The sequence below is a fragment of the Wolbachia endosymbiont of Chrysomya megacephala genome (assembly GCF_008245065.1).
Taxonomy (GTDB): domain Bacteria; phylum Pseudomonadota; class Alphaproteobacteria; order Rickettsiales; family Anaplasmataceae; genus Wolbachia.
In genome coordinates this window covers 1,213,735-1,240,427 of the sequence record NZ_CP021120.1, presented here as the reverse complement: position 1 = coordinate 1,240,427, position 26,693 = coordinate 1,213,735, and the positions used below count along the sequence as shown (strand labels likewise).

Annotated in this window: 20 protein-coding genes and 4 pseudogenes; 11 read left to right on the top strand and 13 right to left on the bottom strand. The window is 33.1% G+C overall.

The annotated features are described in order from the left end of the window. Positions 1-31 precede the first annotated feature (31 nt). Positions 32-505 carry a glycine zipper family protein gene (locus CAI20_RS05895; protein ID WP_007301914.1) on the bottom strand — a complete coding sequence of 158 codons (474 nt, stop codon included), beginning with the start codon at positions 503-505 and terminating at the stop codon, positions 32-34. 118 nt (positions 506-623) lie between these two features. On the opposite strand from CAI20_RS05895, the gene CAI20_RS05890 reads away from it, so the two are divergent. Continuing rightward, on the top strand, positions 624-1,808 hold the full coding sequence (locus CAI20_RS05890) for a dicarboxylate/amino acid:cation symporter (protein ID WP_007301913.1): 1,185 nt from the start codon (positions 624-626) through the stop codon (positions 1,806-1,808). Beyond that, positions 1,805-2,395 (top strand): orotate phosphoribosyltransferase, encoded by a 591-nt coding sequence (gene pyrE / locus CAI20_RS05885; protein WP_007301912.1) that lies wholly within the window; start codon positions 1,805-1,807, stop codon positions 2,393-2,395. The genes CAI20_RS05890 and pyrE overlap by 4 nt, the downstream gene beginning before the upstream one ends. A gap of 81 nt (positions 2,396-2,476) precedes the next feature. On the opposite strand, the gene CAI20_RS05880 is transcribed toward pyrE, so the two are convergent. Next, complete coding sequence (locus CAI20_RS05880) at positions 2,477-2,665, bottom strand: hypothetical protein (RefSeq protein WP_017531751.1); 189 nt, start codon at positions 2,663-2,665, stop codon at positions 2,477-2,479. A gap of 224 nt (positions 2,666-2,889) precedes the next feature. On the opposite strand from CAI20_RS05880, the pseudogene tnpA (CAI20_RS05875) reads away from it, so the two are divergent. Further along, positions 2,890-3,308, top strand: a pseudogene (tnpA, locus tag CAI20_RS05875) (IS200/IS605 family transposase). A 147-nt stretch (positions 3,309-3,455) separates the two neighbouring features. Here the strand turns inward: tnpA (CAI20_RS05875) and CAI20_RS05870 are convergent. Further along, entirely contained in the window at positions 3,456-3,755 is a 300-nt protein-coding gene (locus CAI20_RS05870; protein WP_017531750.1) for a hypothetical protein, read from the bottom strand. A 154-nt stretch (positions 3,756-3,909) separates the two neighbouring features. Here CAI20_RS05870 and ligA point away from each other — a divergent pair, with 154 nt between their 5' ends. Together ligA and CAI20_RS05860 are read left to right on the top strand one after the other, a co-directional pair. After that, positions 3,910-5,865 carry an NAD-dependent DNA ligase LigA gene (gene ligA / locus CAI20_RS05865; protein WP_007301909.1) on the top strand — a complete coding sequence of 652 codons (1,956 nt, stop codon included), beginning with the start codon at positions 3,910-3,912 and terminating at the stop codon, positions 5,863-5,865. Positions 5,866-5,985: 120 nt separating this feature from the next. Further along, complete coding sequence (locus tag CAI20_RS05860) at positions 5,986-6,477, top strand: hypothetical protein (RefSeq protein WP_246111589.1); 492 nt, start codon at positions 5,986-5,988, stop codon at positions 6,475-6,477. A 7-nt stretch (positions 6,478-6,484) separates the two neighbouring features. On the opposite strand, the gene ychF is transcribed toward CAI20_RS05860, so the two are convergent. Next, a complete protein-coding gene (ychF, locus tag CAI20_RS05855; RefSeq protein ID WP_010406370.1) occupies positions 6,485-7,579 on the bottom strand; it encodes a redox-regulated ATPase YchF in 1,095 nt (364 codons plus the stop codon). Between the two features lie 118 nt (positions 7,580-7,697). On the opposite strand from ychF, the gene CAI20_RS05850 reads away from it, so the two are divergent. After that, a complete protein-coding gene (locus CAI20_RS05850; protein WP_149168939.1) occupies positions 7,698-8,879 on the top strand; it encodes a hypothetical protein in 1,182 nt (393 codons plus the stop codon). Positions 8,880-9,274: 395 nt separating this feature from the next. Here the strand turns inward: CAI20_RS05850 and CAI20_RS05845 are convergent, their stop codons facing one another. The 5 genes and pseudogenes from CAI20_RS05845 to odhB all read right to left on the bottom strand — a co-directional run bounded on the left by CAI20_RS05845 (position 9,275) and on the right by odhB (position 13,538). Beyond that, positions 9,275-10,051, bottom strand: a complete 777-nt coding sequence (locus CAI20_RS05845) for an enoyl-ACP reductase FabI (protein ID WP_007302843.1) — start codon at positions 10,049-10,051, stop codon at positions 9,275-9,277. A gap of 418 nt (positions 10,052-10,469) precedes the next feature. Further along, positions 10,470-11,315, bottom strand: coding sequence for a hypothetical protein (locus CAI20_RS05840; protein WP_007302842.1), 846 nt, complete (start codon positions 11,313-11,315; stop codon positions 10,470-10,472). 107 nt (positions 11,316-11,422) lie between these two features. Further along, positions 11,423-11,841 (bottom strand): annotated as a pseudogene (gene tnpA, locus CAI20_RS05835) (IS200/IS605 family transposase). Between the two features lie 294 nt (positions 11,842-12,135). Next, positions 12,136-12,297 (bottom strand): hypothetical protein, encoded by a 162-nt coding sequence (locus CAI20_RS05830; protein WP_246111588.1) that lies wholly within the window; start codon positions 12,295-12,297, stop codon positions 12,136-12,138. Between the two features lie 68 nt (positions 12,298-12,365). Then, the gene (gene odhB / locus CAI20_RS05825) at positions 12,366-13,538 is read right to left on the bottom strand and encodes a 2-oxoglutarate dehydrogenase complex dihydrolipoyllysine-residue succinyltransferase (protein ID WP_007302840.1); all 1,173 of its coding nucleotides are present in this window, start codon (positions 13,536-13,538) and stop codon (positions 12,366-12,368) included. A 143-nt stretch (positions 13,539-13,681) separates the two neighbouring features. Between odhB and CAI20_RS05820 the strand changes: the two genes are divergently transcribed. The 4 genes from CAI20_RS05820 (at position 13,682) to CAI20_RS05805 (ending at position 19,237) form a co-directional block, all read left to right on the top strand. Then, a complete protein-coding gene (locus CAI20_RS05820) occupies positions 13,682-14,899 on the top strand; it encodes a hypothetical protein (RefSeq protein WP_007302839.1) in 1,218 nt (405 codons plus the stop codon). A 161-nt stretch (positions 14,900-15,060) separates the two neighbouring features. Next, the gene (locus CAI20_RS05815; RefSeq protein WP_149168876.1) at positions 15,061-15,768 is read left to right on the top strand and encodes an IS6 family transposase; all 708 of its coding nucleotides are present in this window, start codon (positions 15,061-15,063) and stop codon (positions 15,766-15,768) included. A 936-nt stretch (positions 15,769-16,704) separates the two neighbouring features. Beyond that, positions 16,705-18,042, top strand: a complete 1,338-nt coding sequence (locus CAI20_RS05810; RefSeq protein WP_149168925.1) for a hypothetical protein — start codon at positions 16,705-16,707, stop codon at positions 18,040-18,042. A gap of 7 nt (positions 18,043-18,049) precedes the next feature. Beyond that, complete coding sequence (locus CAI20_RS05805; protein WP_246111587.1) at positions 18,050-19,237, top strand: hypothetical protein; 1,188 nt, start codon at positions 18,050-18,052, stop codon at positions 19,235-19,237. Between the two features lie 34 nt (positions 19,238-19,271). Here the strand turns inward: CAI20_RS05805 and CAI20_RS05800 are convergent, their stop codons facing one another. Further along, complete coding sequence (locus CAI20_RS05800) at positions 19,272-19,979, bottom strand: IS6 family transposase (protein WP_149168876.1); 708 nt, start codon at positions 19,977-19,979, stop codon at positions 19,272-19,274. Between the two features lie 86 nt (positions 19,980-20,065). Here CAI20_RS05800 and CAI20_RS05795 point away from each other — a divergent pair. Next, positions 20,066-21,034: pseudogene (locus CAI20_RS05795) on the top strand (recombinase family protein); the annotation flags it as partial. Between the two features lie 239 nt (positions 21,035-21,273). On the opposite strand, the pseudogene CAI20_RS05790 reads toward CAI20_RS05795, so the two are convergent. The 3 genes and pseudogenes from CAI20_RS05790 to CAI20_RS05780 all read right to left on the bottom strand — a co-directional run bounded on the left by CAI20_RS05790 (position 21,274) and on the right by CAI20_RS05780 (position 26,079). Then, positions 21,274-22,119: pseudogene (locus CAI20_RS05790) on the bottom strand (IS982 family transposase). 355 nt (positions 22,120-22,474) lie between these two features. Then, a complete protein-coding gene (locus CAI20_RS05785) occupies positions 22,475-23,782 on the bottom strand; it encodes a hypothetical protein (RefSeq protein WP_019236482.1) in 1,308 nt (435 codons plus the stop codon). A 356-nt stretch (positions 23,783-24,138) separates the two neighbouring features. Then, positions 24,139-26,079, bottom strand: coding sequence for an ankyrin repeat domain-containing protein (locus CAI20_RS05780; protein WP_149168924.1), 1,941 nt, complete (start codon positions 26,077-26,079; stop codon positions 24,139-24,141). Between the last annotated feature and the right edge of the window lie 614 nt (positions 26,080-26,693).

Sequence of the window (26,693 nt, the reverse complement as noted above, 5' to 3'; positions counted from 1 at the left end):
AGTCCAAGGTACACTATTTTGCGAGGATAATTTATGCTTCCTTTGAAGAAAAGCATTCTTTTATTTTTTCAATTACCGGCTCTATAATGTAGTGATTTATTTTCTTAATCATAGGTTCTACAATCATATTTCCAACAATAAGGCCTGTAATTGGGGCAATAATTCCTATTGTCGCACCCATCAAAACTGCTGATCCTGTATTTAACATTACACCAGGAAAAATAGCACCTATAGCTGCACCAAGACCAATCCCGATTGCAGTGCTAGTAACGCCCATACAAAATATAGGGAAAATGCATTCTCGATTTACTTTATCTTCCTTATAATCACAATATGTAAGGTATGCGATAGATAATATTGTAGAAACAGCAGCAATAATTCCACCTATAATGGAAGGTGATAAAATTGCGAAACTTGGACCAAGACCTACAAGCACTCCTATTGAAATATTCATTCCCATTAATATTCCAACAAGGATTAACTCTTCTTTAGTTTTTTTATCCATACCCCTCCTTAACACTTAATTAATAATAAAATGTTACTCATCTTTACTTAACCTGTAAAGTTATCTTAACCTAATTTCAAAAATTATTGTATAATATCATTTTGAGGTTTTATTTTCAATGCGCAAACTTGCAATACTCTTTTCTATACTGTTTGCGGTAATTGCTTACTATTTAAACAATGAAGTAATATTTGAAATAGCAAAGCTATTTAGCGATATATTCATCAGTCTGTTGAAATTGATTAGCTTACCTTTAGTTTTTCTATCTATAGTGTCCACAATTTCAGGGCTTAAAGACTCAATTGAAATTAAAGTATTACTTAAGAAGACGCTGTTTTACACGCTGTTTACAACAATTGTAGCTGCATTTGTTGCGTTATCTTTCTATTTATTCATAGACCCAGTAAGAAAAAATTTCATAAGTAACACAATAGAAAGTGTGAGTGACAGCAACCACAATTACTTCTCATACTTAAAATCACTCATTCCATCAAATTTTGTGCAAGTTTTTCTTGAAAATAACGTTATTGGCAGCATATTGATTGCTTTTTTGATGGGTGGAGCTATTATTTCGCTCTCAAAAGAAAAACAGGATATATTACACCAAATATTCTCTGCACTGTTTGATACACTTCTTAAAATTGCTCAAGGGTTGTTAAAGTTTATTCCTCTTGCTGTATGGTCTTTTATCACATGTTTTTTATACGAGTTAAAAGGTGGCAGCGAATTCCATAGTCTTTTTTGGTATTTTGCTTGCATAATGTCTGCAAATTTCGTGCAAGCATTTGTGATTTTGCCACTACTCATGTGGTATAAAGGTATATCACCAATTCAAACGATGAAAGGTGTTATGCCAGCACTTACACTTGCGTTTTTTTCTAAATCATCTAGTGCAACGCTGCCTACAACCATAGACTGTGTGCAAAATCAGCTAAAAGTGCCAAAGAAATTGTCATCTTTTATTCTACCAATATGTACAACTATCAATATGAATGCGTGTGCTGCATTTATTTTGATTACAGTGATGTTTGTTGCAGAGATGAATGGGCACACATTTTCCTTAAGTGAGATGTTCATATGGATTTTTTTAGCTACAGGAGCTGCAATTGGTAACGCTGGAGTGCCGATGGGGTGCTATTTTATGGCAACTAGTTATTTGGTATCAATGAATGTTCCTTTGTACATTATGGGATTGATTTTGCCTATTTATACAATCATTGATATGTTTGAAACTGCAATAAATGTGTGGTCTGATATCTGTATAACGCAGATAATTAATAAAGAATTTCAAACTCAAGAATGATATTAGATAATACAATAATAAAAGAATTTGAAGAGGTTGGTGCGATTTTGCACGGACATTTTGTACTCTCGTCAGGGCTGCACAGCAACACTTACATACAATGCGCTAAAATTTTTGAAAATCCAAGCAGAGCAATGAACGTTTGTGAGCTATTGGCGAATAAAATAAGAAAAGAGCTTATTGAACCCATAGATTTAATACTATCTCCTGCGATTGGTGGAATAATCGTGGGTTATGAGATTGGTAGACAGCTTGGAATCCGAACAATATTTTGCGAACGTGTTAATGGTAAATTTGAATTACGCCGTGGATTTGAGATTAAACAAGGTGAGAAAATCTTACTAATTGAAGATGTGATTACCACAGGTAAATCTTCACTTGAAGCAGTAAAATGTGGAGAAGAGAAGGGAGGTAAAGTTGTTGCTGAAGCTTCTTTGATAAAGAGAAGTAGTGAGACAAAACTACCTTTTTCTGTTATATCTTTGATTGAACTAAACATTCAAAACTATAGCGAGAAAGAACTGCCAAGTGAATTAAAACAATTACCTATAATGAAACCTGGAAGTAGAGAATATTTAACAAAGTAATTCTATATAGTATATTTTCTCTTGGTTTAGCTAAGGGTTTTATGGGTTTTTGAAATTTTGCCCATAAAACCCCTTTCATGATTAAAAATACACTAAATCTTGGTTTTCACATGTTTCATCTCGTGCAGCAGAAAACAATAAGTCTGCACTCTCATTCAAACTATTTGCAGCAGTCTTTAAAACCTCAGATTTTGCTTCTATAAGTTCGCATTCAATCTTGTCTATTCTTGTATCCAAATCCCTATGTGCATTTTCGATTAACTTATTCATTTCATATTCTAGAAATTTGCTTGATTTTTCACTTTGTTCAGTGAGGAAATCACCTATTTTGCTTGTGATTTCAGGTTTGATAAGACTTTCAATTTTTTCTTCAGTGTATTTTTTTACTGCTTCTTCTACCTGAGTTTTTATTGTCCCAAATTTGGGAGAAAAACCCTGGACTTGAAGTCCATCCTTTTAAGAATATAATTTTAAGGTGAAAAATCTGAAAGAATGTGGAATATTATAGAAAAAGCAGTCACTCTGTATATATATCACATAGTGTGGATAACAAAATATCGATATCCAGTACTAGTTGGAGATATTGGACAGAAAGCTAAAGAAGTTGTACAAGAAGTATGTGCAAATAATCAAGTAGAAATTATCAGAGGTAGAGTTGCGTCAAGTCATGTACACGTATACGTTTCTGTACCCCCATACTTAAGTATTAGTAAGTTAGTGCAGTTAATAAAAGGAAAAAGTTCCAGAAAAATCCAGCAAAACTTTCCAGAGCTAAAAAAGAGATATTGGGTTGTGGGCAGTAGGCTAGTTTGTCAGGACTAGCGGAAATGTAACTGACGAAATGATAAAAAATTATATTGAAAATCACTCTAAAAAAGAAGATAAATTTGGTGACTTTCAAGTCGAAAGTTAGCATTCTATGCTCTCTCTCAATCTTTGGATTTTAATCCATAGTGGTTGAATTCTGGCTTTAGCAAATCTGCAACTTCTGGTCCTACTTTTTTCACTGCTTTTTCAGCTGCATTTTTTGCTGCTTTTTCAGCGTTTGCTTCTACTGACTTTACTGTCTTATCAATTGAAGTCGATATTTTTTTTCTATTTGATTAGCTTTTTCGCTAGCTATTTTGTTAGCTTTTTCTTCAGCTAAAGTTAGCATTTTTCCTTCTATTTTTTTTACTTCATCTTGAGCTGCTTTTCTAGCTTCTAGTTTTAAATCGTTACCCATTTTAGATATTACTTGATTCGCAGCTTCTTTTGCTGTTTTGCTTATACCAAGAATTTTATCAAACATTCCTGCACGATACACTTGAGAGCCGAAGTTTGATTCGTCAGCCAAATTTTTGTAATTGTATTCTTTCATAATGTACTCCTTAATTTAAAAACTATACTAACATTAATATACAAGTACAAAAATTATATTAATATTAGTATTGCTTTTCAGGGCAGTAGTATAAATTTATAGTACCTTTTGAAAAAATTCATGACTTGACGGCAAAGAGCATTATATTGGTATCATGACTGACTTGGAAAAGATGAGAGAAAAACTGCAAAATCAAATTAATTATCATAATATCTTATATTATCAAAAAAGTAAGCCAGAGATAAGTGATGCTGAATATGATGAACTGAAAAAAAAGTTAGCTGCAATAGAGCCAGAAGCTTATGCAACACAAGATAGTGTTGGTGCTCCGCCTGATGAGAGATTTTCTAAGGTGGAACATCAAGAACCTATGCTTTCTCTTGAGAATGCTTATGATGAACAAGGTGTAGAAAAATTTTTGTCTAAAATAAAGAGATTTTTAATTGCAGATGAAATAGAGATATTATGTGAGCCAAAAATTGATGGATTGTCATTTTCTGCAATTTATGAAGATGGGAAATTTGTTAAAGCTGCAACTCGAGGTGACGGTTTTGTAGGAGAGGATGTAACTCACAATGTTGCAACAATAAAAGGCTTTCCTAAGTTTTTACAAGATGTGCAAGGAAGACTAGAAGTAAGGGGTGAAATATATATCAGTAACAGCGACTTTTTAAAGTTAAATGAAAATAATGAATTCGCTAATCCTCGAAATGCAGCTGCTGGTTCTTTAAAGCAATTGAATGCGAACATTACAGCAAAAAGGCCTCTTAGATATTTTGCTTATTCTTTAATTGGTGGAATAGAGAAAAGTCAAAGTGAAGTACTAGAAAAACTTGAGAAACTTGGTTTTTGCGTAAATGAGCATCGTTCCTTAACAAGTAGTTTGAATGGAATGCTAAAGTTCTATAACGAGATCTATGATTGTCGTTATAACTTGGATTATGATATCGATGGGATAGTCTATAAAGTGAATGATTTGGTGCTACAAAGTCGTCTGGGAAGTACACACAAAGCGCCACGCTCAGCGCTTGCATATAAGTTTTCTGCGATTTATGCGAAGACAAAGTTAAATAAAATATTTATACAGGTGGGTAGAACGGGGGTTTTAACTCCAGTTGCAGATTTGGTACCAGTTAATATTGGCGGAGTGCTAGTTAGCAGAGCAAGTCTACATAACCAAGATGAGATAAAACGTAAAGATATAAGAGAAGGAGATGTTGTAACAATTAAAAGAGCTGGAGATGTAATTCCTCAAATTGTCAAAGTAGATGAAGGTTCTCGTCATACAAATATGCCTGAATTTGTTTTTCCTGACATATGTCCTGAATGTGGTAGTAAAGTGCAGATTGAAGGAGTGGCAGTAAGATGTCCTGAAGAATTTAATTGCAAGGCTCAAATAGTAGAAAAACTAAAACATTTTGTGTCAAAAGATGCATTTGACATTGTTGGCCTTGGTGAAAAACAAATAAAGTTTTTTTATGATCTGGAACTAATAAGACAAATTCCAGACATTTTTATTTTAGAGGAAAGATTAAAAGAGTTTTCCTTAAAAGAGCATCATGGTTGGGGCGAGAAGTCAATAGCTAATCTATTAAGTGCTATACAAAGCAGAAGAGTAATCTCTCTAGATAGGTTCATATTTTCTTTGGGTATCAGATTTATCGGCCAAGTTGTAGCAGAATTGCTCGCAAATTATTATGTATCTTATGATAACTGGTATAATTCGATGTCATCAAATGATGTTGAGTTGGTAGGTATAGATGGTATAGGAGAAAAAGTAGCTGAATCTTTAAAATCGTTTTTTTCTCAGGAACGTAACATTAAAATGTTAAATGATCTTACTGCATATCTGCAAATTCTTCCCGTGAGCTCCAACTCTAGCGATTCTTTTTTGAATAACAAAATTATAGTGTTTACTGGTAAGCTACGTGCTATGAGTAGAGGGGAGGCAAAAGTAAGAGCTAAAGTTTTAGGGGCAAAGATCAGTTCAAGCCTTTCTACTAAAACTGACTATTTAATTGCAGGAGAAGATCCAGGTTCAAAATATAAAAAAGCAATGGAATTGGGTGTGGAAATTTTAGATGAAGAACAGTGGAACAGATTGTGCTAAACACAACTTAATCTGACGGGAATGAATTAACTGATAGAAGAATTGAAAACTAATATCAGACTCTTATTTAATACAATTTATAGATGCGACAGAACCCTTTTCACTGACAAAATTGAAGGGATGGAAAGAAATAAAAATGAGGTAAAGATAGTAGAAATATACAGTAACGATAAAAAAATAGCAACGGTTGAGAAGAATGATAATGGAAAAAGAAATTACTATTTTGCAAAAGATGCAACATGCGATATGAAAATTAGGTGGAGTGCAGAAGATGAGAAAGGTAATTCTGTTAACTGTTTTATTAGTTTAAATGTAAATCCTAGTGAAATTGAGATTGGTAAGGCAACTATTAATGGTAAAGATGTTGAACTAGACGAAATTTTGAAATTAGATGAGCAAAACGAAGATGTGCTTATAGAAGGTAAAGCTTTACATGAATTTTTAGAAGAACGTCTGGAGTACGTACTATGTGAGGAGGAGAAGAATATACAACCACAGGGGAAAGAAGTTGTTACAACACCTAGCTCCATTCTCCATGACGTGGAACTAGATGAGATCAGCGAAGAGGAAGCCATAAAGAAAGGCTGGACTCCCGGGTACTTTGGTAGTTAGATGTATACTACACATTAAACCTAAAGTGCATTATATCGCCATCTTGCACGATATAATCTCTGCCTTCGAAGCGAATTTTCCCTGCATCTTTGCAAGCTAATTCGCTTCCATATTTTATATAGTCTTCAAAGCTTATGGTTTCTGCTTTTATAAAGCCCTTTTCAAAATCAGTGTGAATTACACCTGCTGCTTTGTCAGCTGTTGATCCTATCTTTATTGGCCATGCACGTGCTTCTTTGGGGCCCACAGTAAAAAAAGTTATCATACTTAGCACTTCATACATAATACGTGCTACTCCATCAAGTCCTGATTCTTGTAAGCCAAATTCTGATAAAAAATTCTGTTTTTCCTCTTCACTATCAAGATTTGCAATATCTGCTTCAAGTTTCGCTGAAATACAATAAAATTTGCTTTTATTTTCTTCCGCCATTTTTTCCACCCTTTTAGATAGTTCATTACCAGTTATGATATTCGTATCTTCAACATTGCATACATACATAACAGGCTTTGTTGTTAGCAATTGAAGCAACTTCATCTCATCTTCATCGATATTCTCCAAGCTTCTTGCCGGTTTACCTAATTTTAAAGTAGCTAATACCTCTTGCATTAATTCAAGTTGTCTCTTTAGCTCTTTATCACCTTGCTTTGCTTTCTTTTCCAATTGAGGAAGCCTTTTTTCTATGCTATCAATATCAGCTAGAATTAACTCCATTTCCACTATTTCAGCATCTGATATTGGATCTATTTTACTGTTTACATGGCTGATATCGTCATCCGTAAAGCACCTGAGCAGATGAACAATGGCATCAACTTCTCTGATATGACTCAAAAATTTATTTCCTAGTCCTTCACCCTTGCTCGCACCCTTAACCAAGCCGGCAATATCGACAACTTCCAGTTGATTGTAGATTATTTTCCCTGAGTGAGCAATCGAGGCAATTTGTTTCAAACGCTGATCTCGTATTGGCACTTTGCCAACATTTGGCTCGATTGTGCAAAAAGGATAATTTGCAGCTTCAGCTGCACTTGACTCTGTAAGTGCATTAAATAAAGTTGATTTTCCTATATTTGGTAACCCAACTATACCACAGTTAAAGCTCATATTTGCTATTTAAAGCCTTAATTATTGCATAATTAAAAAATTTTTGCTATACCTAATTAGTTACTTATTAATAAGTTAGTTAATATAATAACATATAGCTTGAATTAAGGTAGAAATTATGGTTGGGCTTAGAAAACGGAAATTACCAAATGGTTTTGACAGTATTGAAAATGCTAAAGGACGCAAGACTTCAGAGAGTAATGTAGAAAAAGAACCTTCTAATAACCAAGTAGTTAAATATGATACTGCAGGTGATGGCAATTGCTTTTTTCATGCAGTGTTTGGTGATAACAGTTCTGGTACATATAAAGCTGAAAGAGCGCAAGATATGAGAATGGAATGGCACAAATTTTTAAGTCGATTTACGTCTTTAGATGATCCAAGTATGCCAGCTCCTTTAAAGGATCAGCTAGAAAAGGTTTTTAATATGTTTTTTAATAAGCCAGGGGATTTAACTGGCAGGTCTGATAAAATAAAGGGTCTGGTTAAGCAAACAAATAGGAAAATTGAAAATGCTGAAGGTAATGTGAAGAGGTTAGTAAGTAGAGCTGTTAGCAAATTTAATATATCGCATAATCAAGCTGTGCTTAATCTAAGTGAATATGCAGAGGCTCTTGATGGCATTGGTGAGAGTGACTATAATGCCGAATATAACAATGATTTTATTACACGCTCATTTCTTGACAAACCTGAACTCTATCAATCCTATCTAGAAGCAATAGAAAGTAAAAGTTATTTTCCTTTTATTGAAGAAATTCAATTATTAGCTTCTTTAGCCAACATTGAAATTAATGTCCATTGTAAAGTTAGCGGCAGAGAGAAACAACAAAAGTTTGAACCAAATCCTGAAATGATAAACAATGATCAACTAAATCAGATGTTTAATCGTGAGAGTTATAAATTAAATGACGAGTTATGGGGTAGTAAAGAGAGAGAAACAATATATCTTGAAGGAAATCATTACTCTAGGGCTAAAATTGTAACTCAAGAGTTAATAAAACAGCAGCAGGAGCAAGAAGACTTTCTATTAGCAAAACAACTTCAGATAGATGAAATTTTGGAATATTGTGATCTTTCAAAGGATATCTCTGAGAGAGTAGAGATTGAGAGGGAGTTTGATGAGTTATTGGCAAAAAATGCTGATGGAAAAATTGGTGATGTTATATGGCAGTGCATTAATGATGTACAGCAACGTATAAAATGCCTTGAGGAGCCAGTCTTATCAAGAAGGTGCAGTGTGGAAGAAGCACGTGTAGAAAAAACATTTTATCAACAACAAGTACCACAACCTGTAAGATAAGTCTTCATAGTCTATATACTTCTATAGGGGGGCATTCTATAATAAAAGCCATGCTCATTTTTAACCACTGCTTAATAAGAATAAAGTCTTAGCAAAACAAACACAAGAACAATAGGATTTCTTGCTTGCAAAGCAACTCCAAGATCGGGAGGAAAAAGACTTTTTCCTTGCAAGGCAACTTCAAGAGCAACCCTCACGCACAATCCCTTAACCCAAATGGAGGAAGTAAAAATAGAAGATCAGCAGCAACAAATACTTATAAAATAATAACTCTATGGTTAATGTGCGAGATTTAATTAAAAAATGTTGTCATTCGAGTAGCTGACACTGGGCTCCAATGTCAATTACTCGGATAACAAAAAAACACAGGCTTCACATGCATCTGCAGTACTGTATTAGTCTACTATCTTCATTCCCACAACATTATACCCTGAATCAACATGTAAAATTTCTCCAGTTGTACCACTACTCAGGTCGCTTAATAAGTATAGTGCTGCCTTGCCAACATCTTCTATTGTAACATTGCGTCTAAGTGGAGAATTAATTCTATTCCATTCCGATATGGAGTGAAAGTCACTTATTCCAGAAGATGCCAAAGTTCTGATTGGACCAGCAGAAATTGCATTTACTCTGATGTTCTTTGGCCCAAGATCACATGCTATATATTTTACACTTGCTTCAAGTGCTGCTTTACATAAACCCATCACATTATAATTTGGCATAACTTTTTCAGCACCATAGTAAGATAAAGTAAGTAAACTACCACCATTTAACATCATTTTTTCGGCGCTTTTTGCTAAAGCAGTAAAAGAATAGCACGATATATGCATTGCATTGAGAAAGTTGTTTAGTGAAGTATCGACGTATTTACCATTGAGCTCATTTTTATCAGAATATGCTATTGCATGTACCAAAAAATCAATAGCACCCCACTTTTCCTCTATTTCTTTAAAAGCACTATGTATGATTTCCTCATTTGAAACATCACAATGTAGTGTTAGCTCCACATTTAATTCATTCGCTATTGGTAATAATTTCTCTTTTATTACTTCATTTTGATAAGTGATTGCAAGCTCAGCTCCGTGCTCTGAGAGAGTCTTTGCTATACCATATGCTATTGACCTCTTATTTATTATTCCGGTTATTAACCCTTTTTTACCCTGCAATATCATAGAAATTATTTGCCTTTTTTATAATTTGAAATATTAACTAGGCAAAGTCAATTATGTTTTAACTGTAGCTAACGTATAAAAATTACTTCCGCATATTTCCAACCTCATTATAATTACAATTAGAGATATTTTAAGAGCTCAAAATCTATCTTTAGTCTGCAGACTTTTTAATCAAATTTATTAAAAAATATATTCTTCAGTGTATATCTGTCGTATATGCACTGCATTTTTTTCTAACTTTTTTTACACAGGAGGATTTTATGTCCAGAATTCCAGATACTTGACCTTTACTTTAAAACCAACTGGCGCCTATGGTTTTTATAAAAAGATTACAGGAAATAAAAATACTCTAGAGAACATGAAATAAGGATACTGAAATATAAGCTGCCTATATTTGCAAGCAGCTCATAAAGTCTTCTTATTTACTTACTCCTTGAGCAGAAGAAAGTTGTTTTGATATAGTCACACTTTCCATACTTGTTGAAGGATTCTGTGAAACTTTTACTATTTCAGAACCTTCTTTACGTAAGTAGGATAGTGCATCATACAAGGACTTCGCTTCGTATTGTTTTCCTACTTTTACTTCTTTATGTGCAGCTATTTGCTCCCAAGTGATATCATTGCTTTCAATAAGCTTGATAGAACCGTCATCACTAATATTAATTTTCATTTTACATTCTTTTTCTTCATCGTACCAATTCAAAGTCATGTTATATGAGCCATTAGCTACTTCATAAATTCTTACTCCATGCTCATCAACTCGTCCACGCATTCCTCTTTTTTCATCTCCAGGTAGCAACAATGTAACCGCCGTTATCCTATTGCTTTCAAAAAAATCATTAGTTAAAATATTACTAATGTTTATTTTTCCTTTATTATCATTCAGCACAGTTCTTGCAGTCAACATAGTTCTAATTGGACTTCTCACTCTAAGCTGTACAGATTCTACATCACTGTTTTCTATGTGTTGAGCAATTTCTTGCTTAGTTTCATCAATAATCTTGCCTTTTAGATATTTACCGTGATTTTCATTTTCTGAATTATAAGGAGAGCTATCAGCAAGAATTCGCCTTTTTGACTCTTCATCATCACAATCTAAATATTCAATTTTGCGGTCATGCTTGGTACCTAAAAATGGATGATCATCTGCTCTCACCCTATTATTCGGAGGAAAATTGAAAGTCCTATTCGGTTTATCACTCGATACTGATTCAGATATACCTTGAACAGCTTCAAAACTTTTTTTAAAAGAATTAGTTAACATTATATACCCCCTTATTCTATAAATAGTCTTATCTTAGAATGTTTTTAACATATGTCAATTCAACCACTATGGATTAAAATCCAAAGATTGAGAGAGAGCATAGAATGCTAACTTTCGACTTGAAAGTCACCAAATTTATCTTCTTTTTTAGAGTGATTTTCAATATAATTTTTTATCATTTCGTCAGTTACATTTCCGCTAGTCCTGACAAACTAGCCTACTGCCCACAACCCAATATCTCTTTTTTAGCTCTGGAAAGTTTTGCTGGATTTTTCTGGAACTTTTTCCTTTTATTAACTGCACTAACTTACTAATACTTAAGTATGGGGGTACAGAAACGTATACGTGTACATGACTTGACGCAACTCTACCTCTGATAATTTCTACTTGATTATTTGCACATACTTCTTGTACAACTTCTTTAGCTTTCTGTCCAATATCTCCAACTAGTACTGGATATCGATATTTTGTTATCCACACTATGTGATATATATACAGAGTGACTGCTTTTTCTATAATATTCCACATTCTTTCAGATTTTTCACCTTAAAATTATATTCTTAAAAGGATGGACTTCAAGTCCAGGGTTTTTCTCCCAAATTTGGGACAATAAAAATTTGATATATTTGACATAAAAGCGTTTTAAATAATAAGAGTAAAATGGACAAATCTATTTCGTGAGTAACCAAAAACCGTTTTGTATTCATTCAGATAAGGAAAAATAGCAGATAGTGTCATGCAAGTAGCTGACACCCTTTTGGTGGACCACACACACAACTTTACAAACATTGCAATATGGCACATAGTAAATGATGTTATTCTATAACGCACGACCTATACTCACCCAACCTAATGCATTACTTGCAATTTGGATCCCAGTGTCAGCTACTTGGATAACACCAAATGGGCTACTCGCATTTTTTAGGCCTAAATCACAATGCTCGTACTGACCATTTTTCGTATAAGTTACCTTTATAAACAAATGTTTGTACAGCTGTAACACCCACCTTAAAAACTTCAGAAAAACTTACTTGTCTTTTTTTAATCTGTTTAAATTTCCAAAACCAATCTATTTGGATCTTCTATGTAATTTTTGATTTTAACAAGGAAAGTAACTGCTCCTTTGCCATCAACTATTCTGTGGTCGTAAGAGAGGGAAATGTACATCATAGGTCTGATTTCAATTGAGCTACTCACAGCAACTGGCCTATTTTGTATTGAGTGCATGCCAAGTATTCCAGATTGCGGAGGGTTTATTATCGGAGTAGAAAGAAGTGAACCATATACACCACCGTTTGAGATAGTAAATGTTGCACCTTCCATTTCCGATACTTGCAGCTTACCTTCTCGTGCTTTTTTGCCAAGAGCAACTAAAGTTAGTTCAATTTCAGCAAATGACATTTGATCAGCATCACGAATAACTGGTACAACAAGACCTTTATCAGTGCCAACAGCAACACCTATGTCATAGTAATTTTTATATACAATTTCATCACCTGAAATCTCAGCGTTAATCTCACGAATTTCTTTTAGTGCTTGCACTGCTGCCTTTATAAAAAACGACATGAAACCCAGTTTTATTCCATATTTCTTTTCAAAAGTTTCTTTATACTTTGCCCTCAGATCCATGACGTTTTTCATGTCAATTTCATTGAACGTGGTCAGTATTGCAGCAGTATTTTGCGATGCTTTCAAACGAGCAGCTATTACTTGCCTTATTTTGCTCATTTTCACTCGCTCTTCTCTTCTTTCTCCACTTACTACACTTTTTGGCGATTCATATTGTTTTACCGAAGGTTGTTCAGCTTTACTCATATGGTCTATCACATCTGCTTTAGTTATTCTACCTCCCATGCCAGTTCCTTTTACATTTTCTGCACTAATTGCATTTTCTTCCATAATTTTACGAGCTGAAGGGGCATCTTTTTTATCAGGGCCTTCGCCTTTATCTTCTTTTTTCACTTCTTCTTCTACTTCTCCTGCAGCAAGTTTTGCCAGTAATTGATCAGGGCTAATTATATCATCTTCTTTCACAAAAAATTCAGTTATTTGTCCTGAAGCTTCTGCAGTTAGTTCTAGCGCCGTTTTATCAGTTTCAATTTCAAAGATCAAGTCATCTACTTTTACTGCTTCGCCGATATTTTTCTTTATTTTTACTATACCTTCCGTAACTGATTCACCACCAAGAGTTTTTGGCGCTCTGATTTCTATAATTTTGCTCATAAAATAACTTCTATATAAAACTTTCTATAAATTTATACATGAAAAGAAACATAAATAAACTAATAAATTCATTAGGCCTTATGCTTGATTCTTTCCTCCTAATACATGCAAAATTAAAATACTAAGTAAATTGAAATAAGATTATGGATTTTGATAAGGCAGGCAATGCAGAAGACTTATATAACGAAAAACTTCAACTGATATGTAAGACTTATAACAGAGAATTACTATCAAATCAAAGAGTTGTTGATGGCATCAATTCAATGGATTACAGTAAGCTTAAAATCTTGTGCAAGTATCATAATAAGTTTAGTCACAAAGGTATTGAAGAATTACTATTAGATGAGAGCATTGTTAATCACATCAACGATTATGATGATGAAATGTTTAGGTCCATGCTAAATAATGCACCTGCGGAGCACAATATTCTAGAAATACTAAAAGGTGGAAAGATTTGCAATATCAACAATGAATTCGAAAGTAGTGATAGTGAGGAGAATGGAGAAAATTATGGATATTATGATTACGAGGAAGATGAAAAAAATGATCCGAATAACTTCGCTAAAGAAGCACTAGGAAATAAAGGAATTAATGAAAAACATGTTGATGATGTTCAGTTTTGCAACGATGCAGATGTGGGAATACCACCAAAAAATCAAAATGATATTAGGAATATCCGTCTTATTCAATGGATGATAGTTGAGAGTGATGGTAAGCTTAGTGAGCAAAATGTTACAGAATTACTAAAAGATCAGAGTTCTATTGATCGAATTAACTCTATTGGTGATAAAAAGCTTCAACTTATACTCAAGAGTAATAAGTTTAGTGGTGAAAATATTATGGAGTTATTAGGAAATCAAAAAGTTGTTGAATACCTCTGTTTTATTGATTATGAAAAATTTGAACTCATTCATAATAGCGATAAGTTTAATAGTAGCAATTATACTAGTAGCAGTTACAAGATTATAAGGTTGCTAGAAAATCAACAAGTTGTTGAGCACATCAATTTTATTGATTATGAAAAACTTAAATTCATACTTTGTAATGATAAGTTTCTCTTTAGCGATATTGTAAGACTACTAAAAAATCAGGAGGTTGTTGAGAATATCATTTCTTTTAACATTAAAAAATTTCGACTCATATTTTATCGTGATAATCTTAACTACGTAGATACAATAGAATTACTAGGAAATCAGAAAGTTGTTAATGGAATCGGTTTTACTCCTTTTGAAGAGTTAAAATCCATGTGTAGTCATTCTAGTCTTAGCGATATTATAAAACTACTAGAAGATAAAAATGGGCCTAGTAATGTCTTAAGTGGGACACGGAAAGAAAAAATGCAAGTCAGTTACATATCATGACATAGCTTAAAAAGTGTTTATATCCAAGGTTTTGCTTTATAAATTTAAGAGGGTGTTAAATAAACCATACGCATCGGTTCTGTCGCATCTATAGAGCGAAGTCAGTTTCATTTGTAGGAAAATAGAAAAGAAGTAATATAATCATCTTTAAAAAAGCAAAGATGTTGCGTATTAGTCCAAAATTATTGCCCTATTTCAAAGGATTTAGCTTTTCAGCAGAGATAATAATGTTATCAGTATACATGAAGTGTCGATTTTCTTTGAGCTATCGAGATTTGGAAGAAATGATGAGTATAAGAGGAGCGAAAATTGATCATGCTACGCTACAAAGGTGGATTATCAGATTTGTGCCACTGATAGATGAAGAGTTGAGGAAAAGGAAGAAGCAGGTTGGCAGTAGCTGGAGAATGGACGAGACCTACATAAAATTAAACGGTAAATGGGTTTATCTATACAGAGCACTAGATAGTCTCGGCAATACTGTAGACTTTCTGCTGTGTACTCGTAGAGACAAGTCTGCAGCACTTGCATTCTTTCGTAAAGCCTTTAGAAGGAATAATCTTCCTGAGAAAGTAGTAATTGATAAAAGCGGCAGTAATATTGCTGCTCTTGATGACTTGAATACGGAAATTCCTGAACCTTATAGAATCACGGTTTTTCAAGTAAGATATCTAAATAATATTGTTGAACAAGATCATAGATTTATCAAAAAATTAATAAAACCAATGCTTGGGTTTAAAAGCTTCCATTCTGCAAAGATTACCATCACAGGCATAGAAAATATTCGTATGATTCAAAAAAGACAAATTATTAAAGCTAATGATAATGGTTCTACTTTTGAAAATTTTGCTATGTTAATGGCTCTATAACTCTCATAATTCCAGTTTTTACAATCTTCTTGTACTACAATTTATAGATGCGACAGAACCATGCGAAATCCTTATCACTACTTCGTTGATGATAAAACTTCAGTAGAAAATGCATATCGCTCTTTTAATAATGATATTGAGACTGTAAATAATATTATAAGAAATGCAAAATTTAATATTAATAAATAAGTCCACTAAAAGGTAAAAATGGATTAATATCTATAAAAGATTTTACTACTTGTTGATTAAATTAAAGGGCCAGTAATATTATAGAAAATTTTAGACTTGCAATAATTTTCAATAAGAGCCTCTTGATAAGGTCAATCTGATCTTTCATTTTTTTTTAATTCTGTTTTTATCATACGCTTATTAATTCTTCCGCAAGTAAAATACTATTAATTTGGCAAGATATATGATTAAGATCTCAAGCAAATTAACCATTTCCAGTGCTCAAAATCAAGAGACGTGAGAAGAGTTTGTTTTGGAATGGATTGGTCTACCAAACGATACATACGAACTTTTCTAGATAATAATTTCATTATACGCTGAAATCAGCTATATTGGCTCACTTTTACTAAACCTACGTACGAACTGTTTTGCCTAAGCTTATGAAAATAATTTAAACCTTCTATTTTTATAACCTTATTTCTATGCGGCTTGTTCTCGCAAATATACGACCTTTTTTGCAATTTTAGAAAGAGTCAATAATTCAAATTTTTGCAGCACTAAAATAGACGTTTCTTTAGTTACAACAAGGTCTATTTTTTCGTAAATAAAAATGTTTTATAATAATTAATTATTAGAATGAAAATATCATACTTGGCTCTCAAGAAATTTCCTGTTGTGCAGTGGTAAGGTTTGGAGAAAAAGATTGACTTGGCAACGATAATTTACTAGACTAAAGTTTATATTAAAATACAAAATGGGGTTGCGGGTATGGAATCTGGTTTGGATCACAATTACAATAAAATACTTGATATATTAAAAGGTGCTATTAAAGGCGACGATAATCAAGTTAAAGCAAGAAAACACCTTAGAGTAGAAAGATGGTTGAGGGCTTATATTCAATTAATTGAAGATTTTGATGAGGAAAAACTAATTTTTTTTTCTGATATATTCTCTGATAATTCTTGTTGGGATGGAATAAAATTAAAGAATAAAGCTGTTGGTGAAAGGCTAACTGAAGAAAAAAATAAAAATGGAAAAGAAAATCCGCTTGATCTTGCAGATAGATATTACTTGGCATGTAAATATTGTCTAGAAGATAAGATTCCTGGATTATTTGAACAAGTATTTATGAGATTTAAGAGAAGTGCCTTTGAAGAAGATGGATCTGATGATGATCTGAGAAGAGAATTATTGGAAAATATCGAAGAAACTAGCCCTATAGAAGCTTTCTGGTCTTTTCTTATTGATAAGCAGATTGGAAAACTAAACGAATATAAATCAGTTGAAGGTTTGCAAAAATCCATACAGATAAATTCTAATAAAAACTGGGAAGAAGGTATAGAGTTCTTCTATAATAAATTACACAATGATTCCAGTATTTCTAGTCAAGATAAAGATGATCTGTTAATTGAAGCAGCTTTATCTGCAGTAAAGGGTTACAAAGAAGTAGACACCATAGAGTTTTGCCTGTCTAAAATGGATGATGAGCAAAAGAAAAAATTACTAGATAGAGGTTATAAGGAAAATACTTATTATGCAGTGTTGAATGTGCTAGTAGGTCAGTATTACTTTGATTCTTTTATGGAATTAATCCGATTGTGTAGTCAGATTGAATGTGAACGTTACACAACTTTTTTATCTTCATTATCAGATCAAGTACTGAAGAATCCAGATCTGTCTGAAGAAACAAAAAAATGTATGATGAATGTTTGGGAACGTATAATAAAATTAAAAACTCAAGACCGCGGGGAGCAATCTATTTCCTCTATTTTTGTAGACTATTCAGTTACATATACAATAGCAAATTTAATTGTGGATCCAAGTAGACAAGGGGTAAGTAAAGAAGAAATATTAGGGAAGATATTAAAGCACGTAAAAGAAATGAGTGGTGAAGAGATGATAAAGGTTAAAGATTCTGTATTAAGTAAAATTCAGTTATTTCATGGGGGTAAAAAATTGCAGTTAGGAGAACAAGTATTTTCTAAATTAGCTCAAGAAGCTTCTAAAGAATCAATTTTGCGTGAAGCTGGTGATACTTTGCCACAGTCAAGTCTCAGTACGACTGATACCCCATATAATATAAAATCTTTAAGCCATAGCAAATAGGAGTAATATGCCAAGTAATGTCAAGCCGCTTGAGTTGGTACAGCTTCTGTTAATGAGAAATAAATCAAAAGACGAGTTCCTAGATTTTCAAAAAAGGTTCCAATCGTTTATCAATCAATCTCCTTCTTTTTTGCATTCAGTTGGAAAGCCAGGCTTTTTCCCTAGTTTCTTTTTTGGTATGTTTGCTACTGTATTAGACACAGAACTTGCTACTAAAATTGGTATTAAAAAACTTCATTTTCGTTTTGATGATAATAGAACTTTAAAAATAGCTATATTAACTAATGAGGGACTTAAGTGTATAACGATGTCTGATCAAGTTGATGGTAACATGCATCTAAAGTTCTCTCAAGGAGAGTTAGAAAAAATAGCACAGAAATGGAAAATGGGAGCAGAGTTTGATAAACTAGAAAAAGAAGAGCATGAAATAACAATTACAGGAAAAGAAGTAAAGTACGGAAAGGTTGATCCAGCTTTTAGTAAAAAGACTGATTATTCACAAAAAGGTTTTACAGAAATAGAAAAAGATCGTGACCAACAAGACCTAGAGAGCTTAATTTCAAAATTGAGTAATCAAGATTTCGAAGAAGTAAAAAAGAACGCTAGAAGAATGTTTAATTATATTACAAATGTCTATAAGAAATATGAAAAAGAAACTCTATTTAGCGGTAAAGAATCAAGTCATCATGGGTTTTTAGCTGGGTTTTTGATAAATTTTAAGTATCGTTTTCACCTAAAACTTTATCTCGAATTATTTGCTGGAAAAGGTTACGCAGACATTATTTTACTTGTGCGCGGTTCTGATAAGTCGCTAAGCTCTATTCCTATTATTATTGAGCTTAAAGCAGGTACTGGTGAGATAAGTACAGTGATAAAAGCATTGAAGCAAGCACAAGATTATGTTAAGGGCTCTTTTTCTAACTCTATAAGAATGATTACTATAGCTAATGAAGCTATTTGTGTAGGATTAAATTTTGACATGGTTCATCACGAAAATGTTAAAATTGATGTAGAAAATTTTCTTAGTCGAGAAGGTAATTCTGTAATAGAAAAGTTACTTGGCACTGAAGCAGCGAATGCTGAGGTGATAAGAACACAGCTAGAGTATCTTTACTATGGAATTGTTTGGAGCAATGGTGGAAGTGATAATATTAATTATGTCAGCAGAAGGTTCTGTCGCATCTATAAATTGTAGTACAAGAAGATTGTAAAAACTGGAATTATGAGAGTTATAGAGCCATTAACATAGCAAAATTTTCAAAAGTAGAACCATTATCATTAGCTTTAATAATTTGTCTTTTTTGAATCATACGAATATTTTCTATGCCTGTGATGGTAATCTTTGCAGAATGGAAGCTTTTAAACCCAAGCATTGGTTTTATTAATTTTTTGATAAATCTATGATCTTGTTCAACAATATTATTTAGATATCTTACTTGAAAAACCGTGATTCTATAAGGTTCAGGAATTTCCGTATTCAAGTCATCAAGAGCAGCAATATTACTGCCGCTTTTATCAATTACTACTTTCTCAGGAAGATTATTCCTTCTAAAGGCTTTACGAAAGAATGCAAGTGCTGCAGACTTGTCTCTACGAGTACACAGCAGAAAGTCTACAGTATTGCCGAGACTATCTAGTGCTCTGTATAGATAAACCCATTTACCGTTTAATTTTATGTAGGTCTCGTCCATTCTCCAGCTACTGCCAACCTGCTTCTTCCTTTTCCTCAACTCTTCATCTATCAGTGGCACAAATCTGATAATCCACCTTTGTAGCGTAGCATGATCAATTTTCGCTCCTCTTATACTCATCATTTCTTCCAAATCTCGATAGCTCAAAGAAAATCGACACTTCATGTATACTGATAACATTATTATCTCTGCTGAAAAGCTAAATCCTTTGAAATAGGGCAATAATTTTGGACTAATACGCAACATCTTTGCTTTTTTAAAGATGATTATATTACTTCTTTTCTATTTTCCTACAAATGAAACTGACTTCGCTCTATAGATGCGACAGAACCGAATTAATAATAAATGAAAAAGAAGCAAAAATAGTAGGGCACATATTTGAAAGATATTTGGAGCTAAAATCAATGGCAGAATTGGCAAGGGAGTTAAATAGTCAAGGATACCGGACAAAATCAGATATCTTTAAAAAAGCGACGGTAAGGAGAATAATAACAAATCCAATATATATGGGAAAAATCAAACATTATGAAAAAGAGTATGAGGGAAAGCATGAAGCAATAATAGAAGAAGAAAAGTGGCAAAAAGCGCAGGAATTGATAAGGAATCAACCATATAGAAAAGCAAAATATGAGGAAGCACTGCTTAGGGGAATAATTAAGTGCAAGAGCTGTGATGTGAATATGACACTGACATATGCAAAAAAGGAGAATAAGAGATATCGATATTACGTATGCAACAATCATTTAAGGGGAAAAGGTTGTGAATCAGAAAACCGAAATGTAATAGCAGGAGAAGTAGAAAAAGAAGTGATGAGGAAAGCGGAGCAGATATATGAAAATTGGAGAGAAAAGACCGAAGAAAAATGGGAAAATTTAAGTTTTGGAAAGCAGAAAGAAGTAGTGAAAAAGTTAATAAAGGGAGTAATGATAAGAGAAGATGGAATAGAGGTACATTCTGAGTCAGAGGAAACATTTATACCAATAAAAAAGAAAGGAAATAAATGCACAGTAGTAGAGCCAGAAGGGAAAACAAATAATGCACTACTGAAAGCAGTGGTGAGAGCTCACCTATGGAAACGTCAGCTAGAAGAGGGAAAGTATAGAAGTGTTAAAGAGATGAGTGCCAAAATTAATATAGGTACAAGACGTATACAGCAAATTTTGAGATTAAATTATTTAGCTCCAAAAATAAAGGAAGACATAGTAAATGGGAGACAGCCAAGAGATTTGAAGCTAGCTTATTTAAGAGAAGTACCAATGTTATGGAGTGACCAATTGGAGAAGTTTTACGGCTTAGAATCTCAATTTACAAAAGCAATAGGCAATGGAAAAGACTATGTGCCAGAAAACCAATACTTTAAAACAAAGAATTAAGGTAAACTAGTTTTACAGGAACTGATACTTAACTATGTAATAAAAATAGTGATAATCTTAAACATACATATGAAACGATTCCAGAACTCCAAAGTTATTGCGTAAGAACCTGATAGCCCTTCTCCCGCTGAATCATGTGGTGGGTCTGATAAAACCCCAACTATGGATTAGCCAGCAAAGAAAGGCATAGAAATAGAGGGCTTTTTCGACTGCATGGAATAGGAAATCAGAACAGAAAAAACATGAATTAGGAAATTTGTTGGCGATCTGTGTCTTGTGTGCTCAATCTCAAATTTGTTTTTCAAGGAGTCGAAAACAGTCTCAACAATCGATCTTTTCCTTAGTAAAATCTTCTCTTTAAGTGAAATGAGTACGTTTTTCATACCTTTTTTTACTTTAGTGACGAGTTTTAGGCCTCTATCAAAGAGTTTCTCAAAGAGCTCTTTCTTTATATAGCCCTTATCTCCAAACAAAAGTCCGGTCAGTCTTTTAGTGAGAGTTGGCACAGGTTTTCTGTCATCAACGTTACCTTTGGTTAGAGTAAGTGATTCCAATTTCATTAATTACCAAGTGCAATTTAAAGCCAAAAAACCAACCATATGTGCTCTTACTAATTTCTGCCAAACCATCAAAAACTTTGTTCTTGGAGATTCTTTTTTTGTGGCAAACAGCGATTGTAGAAGTGTCTATGTAGGCAATACCTGTCATTTTTGCTTGTTTGCAGAACCATTGCAAAAGTAATCCATAAAACCCGTGATTTAAGAGCGATAAATCGGTCATATGTTGGCAATTTAGAAAACTCAGATTTATAAAGTGGCAGATAAAGTAGGTAAAAAGCTTTGAAACTTTTGCAAGGGGATTGATGATATAATAGAATTATGGTGAGAATTTCCGAAGTCCGTTATTCTAGTGGGTTTTCTTCCTTTTGATAGGAGCATATTAGCAAAATTATCATCGACTGTGCGACAAAAATCCTCGACGCAACAGTAAAGTTCTGTAATATCTTTCTTCATGGGTAACCTCTTAATTATTGATAAAATACTTGAGCTTACCCTGTTTTCCTCTTCTTAGCTGCACTTTTATCTCTTTATTTAATCCATAGTTGGGGTGATAAAGGAAATTCTGTAGGTATCACAAAAGTCAATTCAATCAAACACAAAAGGCTATACCTATAAAAGAATAAACATCAAGAGAGAAAAATAATTTCTTTAGAAGAATCTCTAAATTATTAAGTCAACACTTATCCCCCTACTATTTCTTCTCACCTTGAGAGTATAGTTTATACCTAAGAAAATCTTACTTTGAAGATACATCAATTTTTTTACCCTCCAAGACCTTTCTTTTGTTTACTAATTTTAGTTGACTTCATTAACACACTACTATTTCTTTCGAAGCTCCCACCTTTTGCAGCTGGTCTAAACTATCGATTGGCCTCATAAGAGTAGATGGGACACCTGATTCTTTCACTACAAAATTTGATTGTTTAATAGTTTCAGCTGACTCTATAAGTATTCTACCGTTTCTTTCAAAACCTTTATCGTTAACAGCTTGTAGAACACTTTTTCCTCCTAAAAAGCAGCTTTCTCCTAGACTTGATTTATCTTTTAATTTGTTAAACTTCTCCTGGTTCTCTCCATCAAGCTTTACTTTTATTATATTACTATCACTAGGATACAGATGAATACTAATCTCGCCTACTTCAGTGGTAAAGGACATTTCAATGCTATCTCCTAAGACATCTGTATAATTTCTTTTTCCTCCTATATTTTCAACTCTTACTATACTCTCTCCAATCTGTAGGATGCTACTTTCTATACTAAAGTTTTCATTCACCTTACTATTCATAACCTTTCCAACTTCAACAATACTGTTTTTTGGCCACCTAAAAAGAACAAGATTGTTATCTACTTCTACTTGCAGATCATCATCTTGAACTTGTTCATTCTTATTTATTAAACCTTCATATGCGATACTTTTCAGTTTGTCCTTAATTTTTTTACACTCTGTAAAAATAGGCTCATCACTTCCCCACATAGTTTCACCTATCATTCTATCATTGTAAAAATCAGACTCTATTTTTGCACCTGCTAATAGTAGCTTATTGACAATATTGAATAAAGGTTCTAAAGCCTCTTCCCACTCATCTATTGCCTCTTCCCCATTGTCCTTATAACGTGATATAGTAGTAGGAGTTATACGCATAACACTGCTAGCATTAGCAATGTCAATTATTTTTTTAAATATAAAATTCGACACACTACGTTCATAGTGATCACAGCGTAAATTTAGCTTTATTTTTCTTTTCAAATGTTCATCTATTAAACGTTCCATCTTTTCTAGAGTGACCTTTGCAGAACTTTCGTATCTATTTTCATGAAACTCTTTCATTATACTTTCCATCTTGTCATGAAATTCATCAATCGAAACTTTTTCGCTTTCAGTTAACAGATTTGCTAAATTCATTAAAATTGAATTCTCTGGAATAAAAGAACTTTCAACAACAGTATTGTTGTCTTCAACAACGGACTCATGCCAGTCATCAGTTTGTTCTTGATCTAACAATGATGGACTAGGCTCCAGAGTTTGCTGACCAAAACGTTCCATGTGCTGTTCTTCAGTAGCTAATCCACCATTTGCATGAACTTGCTTAGTTCCTAAAATATATTCTAATATCATAATCCCTCAATCTATAGATATATTATGTACATAATTAGCATGAATAAAAGCTAATGCAAGTATAATTTTTCTAATACCAATTTCCGTTAGTTATGAAACACATGAAAAAGAGCTGTTTTTGCCTATAATTGAGAAGTTAAACAAATTTATCATTTGCGTTCCCAACAATGAGTGTTGGTATTAGCTGCATGATGCATACGCTACTTTTAAATTTGATCAAACTTAACTAAAAAAGTAGTGATTTTCAATAATTTACCTACAATCTAATTCATAGTTGGGGTTAGAACAGTGTTACAGAACTTGATTATATACTAAAGCATAATCACTCTAGATGCAAAAGTGGTTAGCTGCATAATTTACCTAGCAATTTCTCCCCTAGAGTCAGAAACTCTTCTTAACTCTTCACGTTCTGTCCATTTGTTGTTAGACTCGCTTATTACTTCAGGATGCATTAATCCACCAGATCTAGCAAAAACACCTTGATCTATAGCTTCAATAACCGATAAACCTCCCAATAAGCAATTTTGCCCTATTTCTTCATGACTTGCTATTTCTTCAAATAGATCTTCATCGCTCACTTCTACTCTTATCAATTTTTTATTGTTCTCATCAGGATATAATCTAACTTCCAATTCTCCCAAACTAGTATAGAAAGTTAATACTATACTGCTGCCTTCTGTAAGATCTGTATAATTCCTTATGCCATCTTCAGTTTTAATTTCTACTTCACTATTACCGATCTTTACTATATTTCTTCCACACTTTACATCTCCATCTGTTAGACCTAAATCCCTTGCCCCATCTGTTATCTTTATAATGTCTATTTTACTATCTTTAGAATATTCTAAGTAAAAAACGGAGTTGTCTACTCTTGCATCTTTTAGCTCGCTATTGGTTGCACTTTTTGCGATTTCAATAAACTTATGAGAATTGCTAATATAATCTCTATAAGCTTTTTTTAGGTTAGTTTTATGCTCTTTAAATTCTGATGTCAGTGTGTTAGCATCAACTGTATTACCAAACACTGCCCCTTTTGATACTAATTGACATATTATATTACTAGCAACTTTAGGATTTTTTTCCAACTCACTGATTTTTTTCATCACATAATCGGTAAAAGTGTACTCATTACCTGAAAAGAAATCTTGTGAAAGAGAATAGTTTAATCGTACACCAGACTTTATAGCATCGTTTACAATCTCTTCAAGTTCAGCCATGTTTTGAGCCTGAAACACCTTATCAGAAAACTCATTTAACTTTTCCTTTTGATTTGAGGTTAAATTAACGAGTAATTTACTGACCTGTCCTTTCTTTTGCTGACGATAAATATTTATACCATAATCTAATGCTCCTGCTTCTAGAAATATTTTTCTTAACTCTTGAGCAAGATCTTCATTATCCCAAGCAAAACGATCAACATACGAAAACACTTTTGATTCACCCATTCCTTGCCTAATATTTAGCACTACTTTTAGGTCTGAATCTCTTTTATGCTTACTTAAAAACTCCTTTAAATTTTTAGTGCAGTCTGAATCGAGTACAAGTAAGTCATACAATTCCTTATTCAACTTTTTCTGTTTATCAGTTAAAAATAATTCTTCTATATTATAGCAGAGTTTATTAGTTGCTATTTGTTGTGGAGTTTTGCCCTTTCTACTTGTTATATTAGGTTTAGCTCCTTTCAAAAGAAGAGAGTTTGCATTATCGTGGTGACCTTTGGCAGCAGCAAGGTATAATGGTGTTTTTCCTTTATTATCTTGTATGTTAGGATCTGCGCCTGCTTCTAAGAGTAAATCTATAGCCTGATTTCCTGTGCGACGAAATCCACCAATGTTTGCTCCTGCAATTGCATGCAATACTGTTGATTGAGATTCTCCTCTTCTTAGGTTAAGAATCACTTTTAAATCTTTATTGTTTTTATTATCATGTAAAAATTCTTCAAGGGGCTCAGTATTATCAAATGAACCACAGTTAGAAGCTAAACATTTTAGAGCACTAAGTAACTTTTTGTTTAAAATTTTTTGACTTGGCGTAAGATCATGGTCCAGAGCAAACCAAACACAAATTTGTTCACTTAATCCAAGTTTGCTATCTATCAAAGATAATGGTTCATTATAGTTTCTGACTGATGGTAAGTCTCCTGAGTACCACATATCATTCATCAGCTCATTTAATAAATGCTCTTTAGATGATAGATGTTCTATAATGGACTCATATTCGAAATCATATAGTTCTGATTTGGATTTTGGCTTTAGTAGATTGATGATAGATTTTACCATCCCAGTAGACTCACTCATACTTACCCCTTAAGCTAAGATATATGATATATTGTATGCGATATGTAACATTAAGTCAATAACCATAATCTTTTTACTGCTCACGTCGTTAAGCTTTTGTTAAGTTTTTATGGTGAGTAACAATGGAGTATATAGAGAGGTTAAAAGTTGCTTATGACTCCAAATTTGAGCTAATTTTACTATAAATCAACATGGTTAAGACCTATACTTGATATCACTACTATAAGAGCATGATGCTTTAAAGGAGCACGGAAACTGCTGAAGCTTATACAGTAACCTGCGGAGCCACTTCAGCAGAATAAACAAACACATGCCAGTATTAGTAGAGAATTATTTATAAGTCAACTAACTTTTTCAAAAATATTTTAGCAAGAACATCAGTGTTGTGAAAAAAAGTTCAAAACCTTCCAGCCTTGGTAACTATTTACACAATACATACTTTTAGCTCTTAGCTATCTAAGGAATTCACTGGAGATTGATTACTATAAATGTAATTCATATTATGCTTAGTAATAAATGTATCGGAAAACGAACTTTTAACAGCACTCCATGTACTCGTATCAGGATCATTTTGTTTTCCTTCTATAACTTTGTCACAAAACTTCCCGACAGCA